The 15,160-nt window shown below is 64.1% G+C and carries 9 protein-coding genes; 3 read left to right on the top strand and 6 right to left on the bottom strand.

The window, feature by feature from the left end:
• The first annotated feature begins 72 nt into the window (after positions 1-72).
• Positions 73-1,404 carry an AAA family ATPase gene (locus ACOJSF_RS04100; protein ID WP_420140954.1) on the top strand — a complete coding sequence of 444 codons (1,332 nt, stop codon included), beginning with the start codon at positions 73-75 and terminating at the stop codon, positions 1,402-1,404.
• An 866-nt stretch (positions 1,405-2,270) separates the two neighbouring features.
• Here the strand turns inward: ACOJSF_RS04100 and uvrA are convergent.
• Positions 2,271-5,162, bottom strand: coding sequence for an excinuclease ABC subunit UvrA (uvrA, locus tag ACOJSF_RS04095; protein ID WP_420140953.1), 2,892 nt, complete (start codon positions 5,160-5,162; stop codon positions 2,271-2,273).
• A gap of 143 nt (positions 5,163-5,305) precedes the next feature.
• Here uvrA and ACOJSF_RS04090 point away from each other — a divergent pair, with 143 nt between their 5' ends.
• Positions 5,306-8,539 (top strand): type ISP restriction/modification enzyme, encoded by a 3,234-nt coding sequence (locus tag ACOJSF_RS04090; protein ID WP_420140952.1) that lies wholly within the window; start codon positions 5,306-5,308, stop codon positions 8,537-8,539.
• A 50-nt stretch (positions 8,540-8,589) separates the two neighbouring features.
• On the opposite strand, the gene ACOJSF_RS04085 is transcribed toward ACOJSF_RS04090, so the two are convergent.
• From ACOJSF_RS04085 to ACOJSF_RS04070, 4 genes are all read right to left on the bottom strand, one after another.
• A complete protein-coding gene (locus tag ACOJSF_RS04085; RefSeq protein ID WP_420140951.1) occupies positions 8,590-8,979 on the bottom strand; it encodes a response regulator in 390 nt (129 codons plus the stop codon).
• Between the two features lie 25 nt (positions 8,980-9,004).
• Positions 9,005-11,452, bottom strand: a complete 2,448-nt coding sequence (locus ACOJSF_RS04080) for an ATP-binding protein (protein WP_420140950.1) — start codon at positions 11,450-11,452, stop codon at positions 9,005-9,007.
• Between the two features lie 132 nt (positions 11,453-11,584).
• Positions 11,585-11,851 carry a hypothetical protein gene (locus tag ACOJSF_RS04075; protein ID WP_420140949.1) on the bottom strand — a complete coding sequence of 89 codons (267 nt, stop codon included), beginning with the start codon at positions 11,849-11,851 and terminating at the stop codon, positions 11,585-11,587.
• Between the two features lie 142 nt (positions 11,852-11,993).
• Positions 11,994-12,908: an EAL domain-containing protein gene (locus ACOJSF_RS04070; RefSeq protein WP_420140948.1), complete on the bottom strand. Its 915-nt coding sequence runs from the start codon at positions 12,906-12,908 to the stop codon at positions 11,994-11,996.
• Between the two features lie 238 nt (positions 12,909-13,146).
• Between ACOJSF_RS04070 and ACOJSF_RS04065 the strand changes: the two genes are divergently transcribed.
• A complete protein-coding gene (locus ACOJSF_RS04065; protein WP_420140947.1) occupies positions 13,147-13,548 on the top strand; it encodes a hypothetical protein in 402 nt (133 codons plus the stop codon).
• A gap of 18 nt (positions 13,549-13,566) precedes the next feature.
• Here the strand turns inward: ACOJSF_RS04065 and ACOJSF_RS04060 are convergent.
• Positions 13,567-15,160: L-glutamate gamma-semialdehyde dehydrogenase (locus ACOJSF_RS04060; RefSeq protein WP_420140946.1), on the bottom strand; the 1,594-nt coding region annotated here is incomplete at its 5' end.

Raw genomic sequence — 15,160 nt, 5'->3', positions numbered from 1 at the left:
TACGCCCCGGCGTCGTTCACGCGCCGTCCTTGCGCACTTTACCTGCGTTGCACCTGCATCTAGTTAGGCCATATGCTGACGCGGATTGAAATTGATGGATTTAAGACGTTCGAAAATTTCGAACTCGATCTTCATCCATTTACTGCAATCGTTGGCCCCAACGCGAGTGGGAAATCCAACTTATTCGATGCTATGCAGCTTATTGCAGCATTGTCCGATCACGACATTTATAGCGCTATGCAAGGTCTTCGCGGCGAACCGGAAGAGTTTTTCAGACGCACGGCGACTGGCCAGTCTGATAGCATGTCTTTTGCTGTAGAAGTTTTTCTAGATGGCGAAGGAACTGATGACTTCGGCCGTGCCTATAAGGTTCCCTCACAAAGGTTGAGGTATGAGCTTACGCTCGGCATTAGAGATGGCCGAGATGGTGGACCTAGGGGCGTGTTTGTTCGGAGAGAATTCTGCCGAGCTATGAAGCGAACCGAGGATAATGCCAACTACTTAATGCCTCGCCGTCCAAGTTACGGCAGGTACACAACACCATTTATTAGGAATGACGATAACGACGATTCCCTCTTGGTTCGGCAAGACGGACCGAGCAAAAGCGGAAGTCCAATGCGGCTGTCTCTCAAAGAGGCATCTAGAACCGCGTTGTCCACCATAACTACAGCTGAATTTCCGCACCTCTACGCGTTGCGTAAGGCACTAAAATCTGTTCGGTTTTTGGAAATAAATCCGACTGCAGCAAGAAGTGCGAATGACAGATTTGAAAAGACAACACTGACACCAAGCGCATCAAATCTTGCCGCTGTTCTGAATCGTTTGCGCGATCAAACCCGCTCTGAGAAGCGGCCGGATGGAGTCTTAGCCGATATTGCCACTGACTTGGCAGCATTGATTCCGTCTGTTTGCAATGTTAAAGTTCAATCTGATGATCAACGACAATATTCATTTAATGTAGGGTTTGCTGGCGATTTAAGTTTCAGTTCAAGAGTTATTTCTGATGGGACTTTGAGACTGTTAGCTCTTCTGACGATATTGAATGACCCTGACCGCAAAGGCACGCTTTGCTTTGAGGAGCCCGAGAACGGGGTTCATGAGGGTCGAATACCTACACTTATTTCCATTCTTCGAGATGCAACGCTGATTGACCCCGATCCTGATCAAGTCACCTTCCAAGTTATATTGAACACGCATTCTCCGAAGGTTATGAATGCGCTAGAAGACACGGAGATTGTCGCGGCAGATATTGTGTCTATCGTGAACCCTACGGCCAATACGCGTGCCACACGAACTCGAATGCGGACGGGAATTCAGGCTAGTAGCGATTTGATTGACCCAGAGAGATATTTGGTTAGAGCTGAAGTTGATCGTCTGTTACAGCGCTCGGGCGATGCTGGATGAGATATGTAAGCTGGGCAGCCTTCTATGAAGGGGGATCGGATGCTCTGTATTTTGATATTCTGTTTCCTCGATTGATCAGAGACATCGTTGCCCGCGAGGGTACAGATGTTGTCGAGGTTCCAGATATTCCAGCAGTTAAGCTTGGACAACAAGGCCGTGGAATTGCGCACGTTGCCGCTGAGGCATGCGCCTTTCGTGACGCCTTCGATATACTATTTATACATGCCGACACTGGCGGACGCGCACAAGAAAGTAGATTGGACGATCGAGCCTCCGCCTACTGCCTTGCGCTTGCTGAAAGGTGCGCCTGGCCTAAAGGACAATGTATTACGGTAAGTCCAAGACACGAGACGGAGGCATGGCTCTTGGCTGACGGGTTGGCTGTCACGGATGCTTTGGGATATTGCGGCAGTCCCAACGAAATCGGACTACCAGAGCAAGCACAAGATGCAGAAAGATTACATGATCCGAAACAAACATTGCGGGATGCAATAGAGAGAGTCGCTGGCCGACGTCGAAGCCAAAGTGTTTCGAACATCTTTCCAGCGGTTGCACAGAGGCAGCGTTTGGACGAACTACGGCGGTCACGTTCCTTTAGAGACTTTGAAACTCAACTTCGACAATGTTTAACCGCTCTGCAATGCCTGCCACAGGTCAACTAGTCGAACCTTGATAGACACGATCTACTTTCTACTCTGGGTATAGGCCTAATATCCAACCTTATTTATTTGGTTACGTCCGCTCCACGGCAAGCTGCGCAGGTAACATCACCTCATTACGTGCGCCAAATGTCGGCAGATCCGTAAGCGTCTTCAGCCTACTTCCTCATGCTGCCCTTACAAGTGAGGCCACGCCTTGCCACTGCCTCACTCCGCCGCCACGGCCACGGGCTTCACCCCCAGCAACGGCGCGAGATACCGTCCCGTATAGCTGCGCGGCTCCTTCACCACCTGCTCGGGCGTGCCGGTGGCGACGATCTCGCCGCCCTTGTCGCCGCCTTCGGGACCGAGATCGATGATCCAGTCGGCGGTCTTGATCACCTCCAGATTGTGTTCGATCACGACCACGGTGTTGCCCTGCTCCACCAGCGCCTGGAGCACCTCCAAGAGCTTGCGCACATCCTCGAAATGGAGGCCGGTCGTGGGCTCGTCGAGGATGTAGAGCGTGTTGCCGGTGGCGCGGCGGCTGAGTTCCTTGGCGAGCTTGACGCGCTGCGCCTCGCCGCCGCTGAGCGTCGTCGCCTGTTGCCCGACCTTGACGTAGCCGAGGCCCACCTCCGCCAGCATCGCCATCTTGTCGCGGATCGGGGGGACCGCCTTGAAGAATTCCCCCGCATCCTCGACCGTCATGTCGAGCACGTCGGCGATCGATTTGTCGCGGAACTTCACCTCCAGCGTCTCTCGATTGTAGCGCGCGCCGTGGCACACGTCGCAGGTGACATAGACGTCGGGAAGGAAGTGCATCTCGATCTTGAGCACGCCGTCGCCCTGGCACGCCTCGCACCGGCCGCCCTTGACGTTGAAGCTGAAGCGGCCGGGCTTGTAGCCGCGCGCCTGCGCCTCCGGCAGCCCCGCGAACCAGTCGCGGATCTGGGTGAAGGCGCCGGTATAGGTGGCGGGGTTCGAGCGCGGGGTGCGGCCGATCGGCGACTGATCGATGTCGATCACCTTGTCGAGATGCTGGAGCCCGTCGATCTTCTCATGATGGCCGGCGAGGACGCGCGCGCCGTTGAGCTGGCGCGCGGCGGAGGCGAACAGGGTGTCGATCGTGAAGGTCGACTTGCCCGATCCCGACACGCCGGTGATGCAGGTGAAGGTGCCGAGCGGGATCGAGGCGGACACGTCCTTCAGGTTGTTGGCGCGCGCGCCCTTCACCGTCAGCTTCTTGCCCGAACCCTTGCGGCGTTTCGCCGGCACCGCGACCGCGCGGCGCCCGGTGAGGTAATCGGCGGTCAGGCTCGCCTCGTTCGCCAGCACCTCGTCCAGCGTGCCCGCCGCGACGACGGTGCCGCCATGGACGCCCGCACCGGGCCCCATGTCGATCACGTAATCGGCGGTGCGGATCGCATCCTCGTCATGCTCCACCACGATCACGGTGTTGCCGAGATCGCGCAGGCGCTTGAGCGTGACGATCAGGCGGTCATTGTCGCGCTGGTGCAGCCCGATGCTCGGCTCGTCCAGCACGTAGAGCACGCCGGAGAGGCCCGAACCGATCTGGCTGGCGAGGCGGATGCGCTGGCTCTCGCCGCCGGACAAGGTGCCGCTGGTGCGATCGAGGTTGAGATAATCGAGCCCGACATTGTCGAGGAAGCCGAGCCGCTCGACGATCTCCTTGAGGATCGGGGTGGCGATCTGGCGCTGCTGGTCGGTCAGGCCGTCGGCGAGGCCGCGGAAGAAGGCGAGCGCCTGGCCGACGGGGCGGCGGGTGGCGATCGAGATGTCCTCGCCCGCGATCTTCACCGCGCGCGCCTCGGGCTTGAGGCGCGCGCCGTCGCACACCTCGCAGGGGCGCGTGCCCTGGTACTTGGCGAGCTCCTCGCGCATCCACGCGCTCTCGGTCGAGGCCATGCGGCGTTCGAGGTTGCCGATCACGCCCTCGAACGGCTTGGTCACGGTGTAGCTCTTGCGCCCGTCGACGAAGGTGAGCGGGATGGCGCGCCCCTGCGTGCCGTGGAGGACGGCGTCCTGCTGGTCGGGCGTGAGTTCGTTCCACGGGCTCTTGAGGTCGAACCCCTCGGCCTTGGCGAGGCTGGCCAGCACCTGCATGTAATAAGGGCTGGGCGGGTTGGACTTGGCCCACGGCACCACCGCGCCCTTGGCGATCGACAGCGTCTCGTTGGGCACGACGAGCTGGGGGTCGAAATAGAGCTTCTCCCCCAGGCCGTCGCACGCCGGGCACGCGCCTTGCGGCGCGTTGAAGCTGAAAAGGCGCGGCTCGATCTCCGGGATGGTGAAGCCCGAGACGGGGCAGGCGAACTTTTCGGAGAAGGTCAGCCGTTCGGAGATGCCGGCGGGCAGCGCGAGCGCCTTGATCCCCTTGCGCACGCCCTCGGTCGCGGCGACGGCGTTGGCGTCGCCTTCGCCCACCACGTCAATATAGACGAGGCCGTCGGTCAGCTTGAGCGCGGTCTCGAAACTCTGCGCGAGGCGCGTCTCGATCCCCTCGCGCAGGGCGAGGCGATCGACCACCACCTCGATGTCGTGCAGCTCGCCGTCGATGCGGACGCGGGTGAAGCCCGCTTTCTGCCACTCGGCCAGCTCCTTTTTATACTCGCCCTTGCGGCCGCGCACGACGGGGGCGAGCAGGTAGAAGCGCGTGCCTTCCGGCAGCTGCATCACGCGGTCGACCATCTGGCTGACGGTCTGCGCGCTGATCGGCAGGCCGGTGGCGGGCGAATAGGGGATGCCGACGCGCGCCCACAGCAGGCGCATATAATCGTAGATCTCGGTCACGGTCGCGACGGTCGAGCGCGGATTGCGGCTGGTCGTCTTCTGCTCGATCGAGATGGCGGGGCTGAGCCCCTCGATATGCTCGACATCGGGCTTCTGCATCAGTTCGAGGAACTGGCGCGCATAGGCCGACAGCGACTCGACGTAGCGCCTCTGCCCCTCGGCATAGATGGTGTCGAAGGCGAGGCTCGACTTGCCCGACCCCGAAAGGCCGGTGATCACCGTCAGCGTCTCGCGCGGGATATCGACATCCACGCCCTTGAGATTGTGCTCGCGCGCGCCGCGGACGGAGAGATGGGTCAGGGACATGGGGCGATTTTGTTCCAGATTTGTTCGGAGGGCAAGCGCGGGCGCCGGCCCAGGCTAGATGGGAACGCGGATGCTGGTGTGAAGATGCCCTTGCGCGGGGATGCCGTGACTTTACGTTGGAATTTTGCTGGGTGGGGGAATGCGTGAACATCGCGAATTATCTGGATGTGGTGCGCGCCAAATATGCCAGCGGACAGGCGACCGAGCATAGCTACCGCCCGGCCCTGCAGGCCCTGTTCGAGAGTATCGACGCGGGCATCACGGTCATCAACGAGCCAAAGAAATCCGAAGCCGGCATGCCCGACTTCCTGTTCGAGCGGAACGGCGTCCCCTTCGGCTGGGCCGAAGCCAAGGACATCGACAAGGACGTCATCAAGCTGAAGGGCTATTCGGTCGAGCAGCGCAAGCGCTACGAAAAGGCCTATCCCAACCTGATCTACACCAACGGCGTCGATTTCGAGTTCATTCGGGAGGGCGAATCCGTCCACTTCGTCTCGATCGCCGATTTCGTAATGGGGCTCCAGCCGAAGCCTGACAAGTTCGAGGAACTGGAGCGCCAGCTTCGCCTGTTCGCCGAGCAAAAGCCGATCAGCATCCGATCGGCAGCGAAGCTGGCCGAGATCATGGCGGCCAAGGCGGCGATCATCAAGGACGAGATCGCCATCGCGCTGGCCGACGAGGCGGAGGCGCGCAAGGGACTGGAGGGGCAATATAAGAGCTTCAAGGCGAACTTGCTGCCTAACCTGACGCCCGACGAGTTCGCGGACATCTATGCCGAGACGATCACCTACGGCATGTTCGCCGCGCGATTCCACGATACCGATCTGAACACGTTCAGCCGGCAGGAAGCGATGGACGATCTGCCCGCGTCCAACCCGTTCCTGAAGGGGTTGTTCGAATATATCGCCGGCCCCGCGCTGCCCAAGCGCCTCGTCTATATCGTCGATGATCTCGTCGCGGTGATGCGCGCCAGCAATCCGCATTCGCTGTTCGAGAAATACGGCCAGTTCACCGCGCGCAACGACCCCTTCATCCATTTCTACGAAGACTTCCTCGCCGCCTATAACCCGAAGAAGCGCAAGAGCCGGGGTGTCTGGTACACGCCCGAACCGGTGGTCGATTTCATCGTTCGCGCGGTAGACGATGTGCTGAAGACCGAGTTCGGCCTTGCCGATGGCCTTGCCGACACCAGCAAGGTGACAGTGAACTGGGATACCGGCACCAACGATCCCAAGACCGGCAAGCCGGTGACGATCAAGAAGGATGTCCACAAGGTCCAGATCCTCGATCCGGCGACCGGCACCGGCACGTTTCTGGCCAAGGCGGTGCAGCTGATTTCCGACCGTGTGAAGGGCCGCGCCCCGGGCAAATGGTCCGGCTATGTCGAGCAGGACCTGCTGCCGCGCCTGCACGGCTTCGAGTTGCTGATGGCGAGCTATGCCATGTGCCATATGAAGCTCGACATGCAGCTCGCGCAAACCGGCTACAAGCCGAGCGCCAATCCGCCGCGCCTTTCAGTGTGGCTGACCAATGCGCTGGAGCCTGCAGAGCGGGAGGTGCGTGACCTGTTCTTTGCTCCGCTGGCTGAGGAGGCGCGTGGCGCGAGCGAGGTAAAGCGGCAAAGCCCGATCATGTGCGTGATCGGGAATCCGCCTTATTCCGGGCATTCGTCCAACTTCGGCGATTGGATCGAGAGACTGATGGCGGACTACAAGGTCAGCCCGGAATTGAAGCGTCCCGCGCAGGCGAAGTGGTTGTCAGACGATTACGTGAAATTCATTCGCATGTCGGAGCATCTGATCGAGCAGAATGGCGAGGGTGTGCTCGGGTTCATCACCAATCATGGCTATCTCGACAACCCCACGTTCCTCGATATGCGGAGCCATCTTCGTCAAACTTTTGATCGGATTTTCGTCCTCGACCTGCATGGCAATGCGAAGAAGAAGGAAATCAGCCCGGATGGCTCCCCCGACAAGAACGTTTTTGACATCCAGCAAGGTGTTGCAATTATAATTGCTTGGAAAAAGCAGAGCAGCGATCCGCGGCGCACGACACTGGCCCAAGTTGATCACGGCGAGCTGTGGGGCACGCGAAGCTCCAAAACTGAGGCACTGTGGACAAGTTCGCTCCGGTCGATCGATGTAGTCGACGTATCTCCGGAAGCGGCACCGTGGCGCTTCAAGCCAACGGATAAGGTGGTCGAGGCGAAGTATCGTTTTGGCTTCTCAGTGGCAGATCTTTTTTCTCCGAACGGCAACCCTGCGCCGGGTATTGTGACCACCCAGGATGAGTTCGCAATATCGTGGAATAGTCATGAAGCGATTGAAAAGGTGGAAGCTCTTTTAGCGACGCATGATGAAGGCGAAGCGAGGAGAAGGTTTCGACTTTGTTCTCAGGCGCAGTGGAATTATCAAGATGCAAAAAAAGCGCTGCCGGCAATTGATTGGAAGGCGCTGATAACGCCGGTTCTTTATCGCCCCTTCGACATCAGATACACCGTTTACGATTCCAACGTCGCAGTCCACCGGCGCGAACGTGCAACCCGGCACTTCTTTAAACGCAGCGACCTTGGTTTGATGATCGCCCGGCAAGCGATCCAAGGCGACGCTGGGTACAGCCAAGTCGTGGCCGTTGATAAAATGATCGATAATCGGGCGATTTTTTCGAATAAGGGCGTCTCTCAATTGGTGCCCCTTTACCTCTACCCCCAAGAAGGCACGCTGGACCAAACCGTCCGCCTCAACCTCGACCCCAAGCTCTACGCTGCGATCTGCGCCGCTGCCTTAATCGACCCTGCCGATCAGGCCGGGCCGGGGGACGACTTCCTCGCCGCCACTGGCGACGCGCGACCGAGCGAGGTGAAGGTCTTCGATTATATCTATGGCGTGCTGCACGCGCCCAACTATCGCGAGACCTATGCCGAGTTCCTGAAGATCGACTTCCCGCGCATTCCCTATCCCGCCTCGCCCGAAATCTTCGCTCGGGTCAGCGCGAAGGGCGAGGAATTGCGACGCCTGCACCTGATGGAGCCCGCCGCGATCGGCGACACGCCCTATCCGTTCGAAGGCGAGGGCGACGATATCGTCGCGGCCGGTTATCCCAAGTTCGCGGACGGCAAGGTGTGGATCAATCCAGACCAGTTTTTCGCCGATGTCCCCCCCATCGCCTGGGGCTTCCCGATCGGCGGCTATCAGCCCGCGCAGAAATGGCTGAAGGATCGGCGCGGGCGCGTGCTCAGCTGGGACGATATCGGCCACTACCAGCGCATCGTGAAGATCCTGATCGAGACGGACCGGATCATGGGCGAGATCGACCTGCCGATCGATAGTGAGGCGCCTTCAGCACGCGACGTGCGGGAGGCGCAAGGTCAAGCCTGATTGCCTCTGCCTATCTTTCCGGGGGAAGGAAAGCTCCCGGGGCAAGCCCCTCAATTCAGCATGATGCGGCTGTTCTCGCGGGCGATCAGGCGGCCGATGGCGTCGAACAGTTTGTTCATCGCGACGGGTTTCAGGATCACCTCGTCCGCGCCCTGATCGATGCAGTCGCGGCAGATGTCGAGCGCGGTGTCGGCGGTGACGACGATCACCGGGACGGTCGCCTTGGCATCGGTGCGCGCGCGGATGTGGCGGATCGCGGTCAGGCCGTCCATGCCGGGCATGCGCAGATCCATCAGGACGATGTCGTAATCGCCCTCGTCGATCATGCGCAGGCCGGTTTCGGCGTCGACCGCCTCGTCCATCGTCGCGCCGGCGACGGTGAGCATGTCGCGCACCACGCGGCGGTTCATGGCATCGTCTTCGACGAACAGGACGTTCACGCCGGTACGTCTCCCGCCCGGCGGCTCATGCCGCCATGCCCCGCCCCGCTACCGGTGATTCATAGAGCATTCGCAAGGCAGGTACCAGTACGCATGCCGGGATGGGCATGGCCAGAAGATGCACGACGCCGCGCGTCGTGAGCGCGTCTCTATCCGCAGCCGAGGGCGCTGGCCAGAGCAGCGTCATCCGCGCGCCGACGGCGCGCGCCGCCTCCGCCAGCGACCGCGCCGCATCGGGATCGAGCCCGAGCGCGACCCCGTCGGCCAGAACGTGATCGGCCCCCTGCGTTTCGAGATGATGCACGGCGGCGTCGAGATCGGCGACGAAGGAAAGCCCCGCCGTCTGCCCGCCGAGCATCGCGCGCAGCACGCCCTGCGCCAGCGGATTCGAATCGACCACCAGCATTTCCGCGTCGGCGAGCCGCTCTACGGCGGGGCGCTGGCCCGGCCCCGCCGCCACCGCCCCGCGCACGAGCGGGATGGCGAGCGTGAAGGTCGATCCGGTGCCGAGGATGCTGGTCGCGGTCACGTCCCCGCCCATCGCGCGCGCCAGATTGCGGCAGATGGCGAGGCCGAGGCCGGTGCCGCCGTGGCGGCGCGCGGTGCCGCCGTCGACCTGCGCGAACGAGTCGAAGATGTCGTCCAACCGCTCGGCCGGGATGCCGAGGCCGGTATCCTCGACCGCGATCCGCAGCGTTTCCTCCTCCCCCTCGCCGTCGACCGCCGCCGACAGGCGGACATGGCCGCGATCGGTGAACTTGACCGCGTTCGAGATGAGGTTGAACACGATCTGGCGCAGCCGCACCTCGTCCGCGACGATCCGCGCGGGCACGTCGCCCAGATCGAGCTGGATCGCGATGCGCTTGGTCTCGGCCTGGCCGGTCCACACCTGCGCGGTCTCCTCCAGCAGGCGGCGCAGGTCCATTTCGGCGGGATGGACGCGCAGCTCGCCCGTCTCGATCTTCGCCATGTCGAGAATGTCGTCGACCAGCGCGCGCATCGTCTCGCCCGAGCCGTGGAGCAATTCGATCCGGCGGCGGAGCGTGGGATCGAGCTGGCGGTCGGCGAGGATGACCTGCGTCATGCCGAGGATGCCGTTCAGGGGCGTGCGGATCTCGTGGCTGGTGGTGGCGAAGAATTCGGTCTTGGCGGCGAGCGCCTTTTCCAGCGCGACATTGGTTTCGGTCAGCGTCGCATTGGCGGCGCGGACCTGGTTGCGGCTGCGCCGGATCGAGACGAAGCCGATCGCGAGCAGCAGCGAGACGAGCGCCGCCGCCGACAGCAAACCGGTCATCAGCGCGTTGCGGAAGCGGATGTCGGCGCGCGCGATGGTGGCGTCGCGCTCGGCCTGCCCCGCGCGCAGCTCGGCGATGCGCAGATTCTGGTTCGCGAAATCGAACCGCGCGCCCATCAGCGCGGCGCTGGTCGAGGCGGCGAGCGAGCGCGCCTCGTCGTCGAGCCGCTTGAACGCCTCGAGCTGGGTCAGCGCCTCCTCCGGCCGGCCCGAGCGGCGGTAGATTTCGTACGCGGCGTGGTGAAAGTCGCGCAGCGGCAGGGCGGCCTGGGTCGCGCCGGCGGCGGCGAGCGCGCGGTCGATATGGCGCGTCGCCTGATCGATCCGGTCGCGTTTGACCGCCCCCCCCGCCCCCCCCCCGTCGCGCGCGGGCCGCCAGCGTCCCGCCGCCCCCCGCGCGGCGATGCGGAAGGCGGTGGCGAGCGTCGCGTCGGCGGCGTCGAGATGCCCTGCTTCCGCCTGCGCGCGCGCGAGGTTCTGGAGGATGCGGACGGTGAGGACCGGGCTGCCGAGCTTGCGCGCGGCGTCGAGCGCGCGCTGATATTCGGCCTCCGCCTCGCGGTGGCGGCCCCAGTCGAGATAGGCGTTGCCGAGATTGTTACGTGCCGCCAGCAGCAGCAGCCGGTCGCCCGAATAGCGCTCGATCGACTGACGACCGTAACGCAGCGCGTTCGGATAATCGCGCGCGTCGTAATAGATGGTGCCGATATTCTGGAGCGCGACCGCCTGACCGCGCTTGTCCCCGGCGAGGCCGAACAGGCGGAAGGCGGCCTGGTTGTCGCGGAGCGATTCCTGCACGCGGCCCAACATCCGCGCCGCACCCGCGCGCGCCATGGTGAGCTCGGCCTGGAGCTTGGGCTGCCCGCCCGACGCCGCCACGCGCGGCAGGGTCGTGGCAAGAAGGCGGAGCGCGTCCTGCGGACGGTTGAGCGCGATCAGTGCCTCGGCGCGGAGCCAGTCGGCCGACGCCGCGCGTGCCGTGCGCGTGGCGGGCGTGCCGTCAGGCCGGTGGGCCTCGGCGCGCAAAGCGTCGGTCTGCGCAAGCGCGGCGCGCGGATCGACCATGATCTGGGCCCGCACATCCGCCACCCGCGCGGCGAACGGATCGGTCGCCTGCGCGCCCGCCGCCGTGCCGCCCAGCAGGCATAAAGCGGCCCAACTCGCGTAAAACTTACCCATCACTCCCGTCCGCCTCGCCCGCAGGCTAGCGGCGAAAGATTAACGCTTTGACGCGGCCGCGCAATCGCCGACGCCGCCCTGCCGCCGCTGGACGCGGCGACGGGGCGGGACGGATGCGCCGGCCGGCGGCGATTACGCCGGCAGGACGGGACGGATGCTGTCCGCCGCGGGCGAGACCGGGCGAATGCTGTCCGCGGCCGGACGCACGGGGCGGATGCTGTCCGCGGCGGGGGAAACCGGACGGATGCTGTCGGCCGCGGGCAGGACCGGGCGAATGCTGTCAGCCGCCGGCGAGACCGGGCGGATGCTGTCGGCCGCAAGGGCGGGCGCGCCGATCGTGGTGACCGCCGCAAGAGCCAGCAGCGCCTTGGAACCGTGAAGCTTGACCGTGGTGAACATGATGCCTCCGTCGCGAATCGCAGGCAGCACAAAGCCGCCCTTGCAACGGGGTTAGCAAAACATTAACCCGTCGTAAAGACTTTCTTAACGCGTTATTAACCTTTTAAGAGGTTATCTTACCACGTCTTATTTCAATCACGTGTCAGCGCGCAGGCATGCTCCTCGCTAGCCAGTTGAATCCGACAGAGTAGCTGTCGGCCGCGCGATCGGCGCGCGTATCGAGATAGGAACGCAGTTCGCCGAGCTGCATCGGCGTCGCGATCAGGAAGCCCTGGACGACGTCGCAGCCCATGACCTTGAGCAGGGCGAGCGCCGCCGGCGAATCGACGCCCTCGGCCGTCACCTCCATTTCCAGCGCGTGCGCGAGATCGATGGTCGAGCGGACCAGCAGCGGATCGCGGTGGCTGCTCGACAGGCCGGAGACGAACATCCGGTCGATCTTCAGCTCCTTGGCGGGAAGCTGCTTGAGGTAAGCGAGGCTCGACAGGCCCGCGCCATAATCGTCGATCGAAATCAGGATGCCCGCGTCGGCGAAGAGATGGAGGTTGCGCAGCGCGCCCTCCGGATCGGCGATCATCGCGGTTTCGGTGATCTCGAACCCGATCGGCCCCGCCGCGCCGCGCACCGTCGCCAGCGCCCATTCGGCGAAATCACGGTCGGGCAGCACGCGCGCCGAGATGTTGACGTTGAAGGTGAGCCGGTGCCCGCACGCGGCGAGGCTGCGCTGCTCGTTCAGCGTCTGGCGGATCACCCATTCGGTGATGCGCCGCATCTGGCCGCATTCCTCGGCCAGCGCGATGAAGTCGTTGGGGCCGATCAGGCCGCGCGTCGGGTGGCGCCAGCGGACCAGCGTCTCGACCGCCTCGATCTCGCCCGAGCGCGCGCGCATCTTGGGCTGGTGCACCAGGAACAGTTCGTTGCGGACCACCGCCGCGTCCAGATCCTCGGCGAGCGAGCGAGCGGCGGGAACGATGTTCGCGCCCGTACCCCGCCCCTGGCGCGCCTGCTGTCGGGCGCGCAGCCGGCCGGGCGCGCGCAAGGCGGCCCAGACCGTCAAGCCACCGATGGACCCGCCCCCCAAGAGCGCGATCAGAAGATAAGAAACCAGCACCCCGCTTGTTATCCACAGCTTCGTTAACAGCCCTTTAAGGCCGCGGTTGGACAAAAGGGCAATGGAAATCTCTCCGTCGCCTCACAAACGCATCACAAGGCGGGCACGATGCCGCTCCGTCTGTTGCATGGACAGCGCGCATTCACCGCGCGGCAGGTAGATAATCCGGACGAGGAGACGATAGATGCGGCATGCCTGGATGATCATCGCGGCGTTGCTCACCACCACCCCCGTTATGGCAAAGACGCCGGCGGCGCGGGGCGAAGCGGCGCTTGCCAAATTGCTGGAGGGACGCGTCGCGGGTAAGCCGGTCCGGTGCCTGCCGCTGCAGACCGTGCGTGGCACGCAGGTGTTCGACAATGCGGCGATCGTCTATCGCGGCAACCACGACACCCTGTTCGTCAACCGGACGCAGGGCGCCCAGTTCCTCGATCGCGACGACATCCTCGTCAGCCGCGTGATCGGCACGCAGCTGTGCCGGCTCGACTCGATCCGGCTGCTCGACCGGCTGACGCGGACCGAGAGGGGCTTCGCCGTGCTCGACGATTTCATTCCCTATACGAAGCCCGACAAGGCGAAGCGCTGACCGGCCGCGCCCGGCCGGTCAGGTCATCGCCATCAGGCTGGCATTGCCGCCGGCGGCGGTGGTGTTGATCGAGGTCGAAACCTCCTCCACCAACCAGTCGAGGCGATAATCGTGCGCGCCGCCCTGCGTCAGCACGATCGGACCGGGCAGGCCGGCAATCGCCTGTTGCAGCGCGCGGACACGGTCCGCCCCCCCTTCGATCAGCGCGCCGGCATAGGGCCCCTCGCCCGCCCAATCCTCGACCCAGCGGACGCGCGATGCGACGCTTTCGGGAAGCCCCTCGCGCAGCGCGGGCGCGTGGATCACGAGCAGGTTGCCCGTGGCCAGGCCGGCGGCAAGCTGCGCCATCAGGCCCGCGCGCGTTTCGGGCAGCAGCAGCACGCGCCCGCGCGGGTGAAGCGCGTACAGGTTGCGCTCGCCGACCGGGCCCGGAAGCTCTGCCTCGGCCGCCAGCAGCGAGCGCGCGGAGGCATCGCGCACCGCATCGGCCAGCGCGCGATTGCCCTGTTCATCGAGCCATGAGGCGAGATCGCCGACGGCGAGGTCGCCCGCCGACGCGCTGAGGATCGGCGGCACCGCCGGCCCGTCCACCAGCCGCCCGAGATAGAGCGGGCCGCCCGCCTTCGGCCCCGTGCCCGACAGGCCGCGCCCGCCGAACGGCTGCACGCCCACGACCGCGCCGATGACGTTGCGGTTGATGTAGAGGTTGCCCGCCTTCACCCGCGCGGTGACGTGCGCCACCGTCTCGTCGAGCCGCGTGTGCAGGCCGAAGGTGAGGCCGTAGCCGGTGGCGTTGATCTGATCGATCAGCCGGTCGAGCCCGGCGCGGCGGAAGCGGATGACGTGCAGCACCGGCCCGAACACCTCACGCTCCAGATCGGCGATGCTGTCGAGTTCGACGATCGTCGGCGGCACGAACGTGCCGTGCGCCGTTTCCGCCGGCAGCGCGACCTGCTCGACCCGCCGGCCCAGATCGCGCATCCGCGCGACATGCGCCTCGATCGTCTGCTGCGCCTCGGCCGAGATGACGGGGCCGATGTCGACGCCGATCCGGTCGGTCCGCCCGATCCGCAGCTCGTGCAGCGCGCCGCGCAGCATCGTCAGCGTGCGATCGGCCACATCCTCCTGCAGGCACAGGATGCGCAGCGCCGAACAGCGCTGCCCCGCGCTGTCGAAGGCGGAGGCGATGACGTCGGCCACCACCTGTTCTGCGAGCGCGGACGAATCGACGATCATCGCATTCTGGCCGCCGGTTTCGGCGACGAACGGGATCGGCCGGCCGGCGGGCGAGACGCGCTTCGCAAGCTCGGCCTGGATCAGGCGCGCGACCTCGGTCGAGCCGGTGAACATCACGCCCGCCGTCTCGGGCGCCGCGACCAAGGCGGCACCGACCGCGCCGTCGCCGGGCAGCAGCCGGAGCACCTCGGCCGGAATGCCCGCCTCGTGCAGGATGTCGACGCTCTGCGCGGCGATCAGCGGCGTTTCCTCGGCCGGCTTGGCGAGCACGGGATTGCCGGCGACGAGCGCGGCGGCGACCTGGCCGGTGAAGATCGCGAGCGGGAAGTTCCATGGACTGATGCAGGTGACCGGCCCAAGCGGACGGTGCGCAGGG

Origin of the sequence: Sphingomonas sp., from assembly GCF_048594985.1 — a bacterium.
In the GTDB taxonomy this organism is placed as follows: domain Bacteria; phylum Pseudomonadota; class Alphaproteobacteria; order Sphingomonadales; family Sphingomonadaceae; genus Sphingomonas_I.
This window is presented reverse-complemented; position numbering and strand designations above follow the sequence as displayed.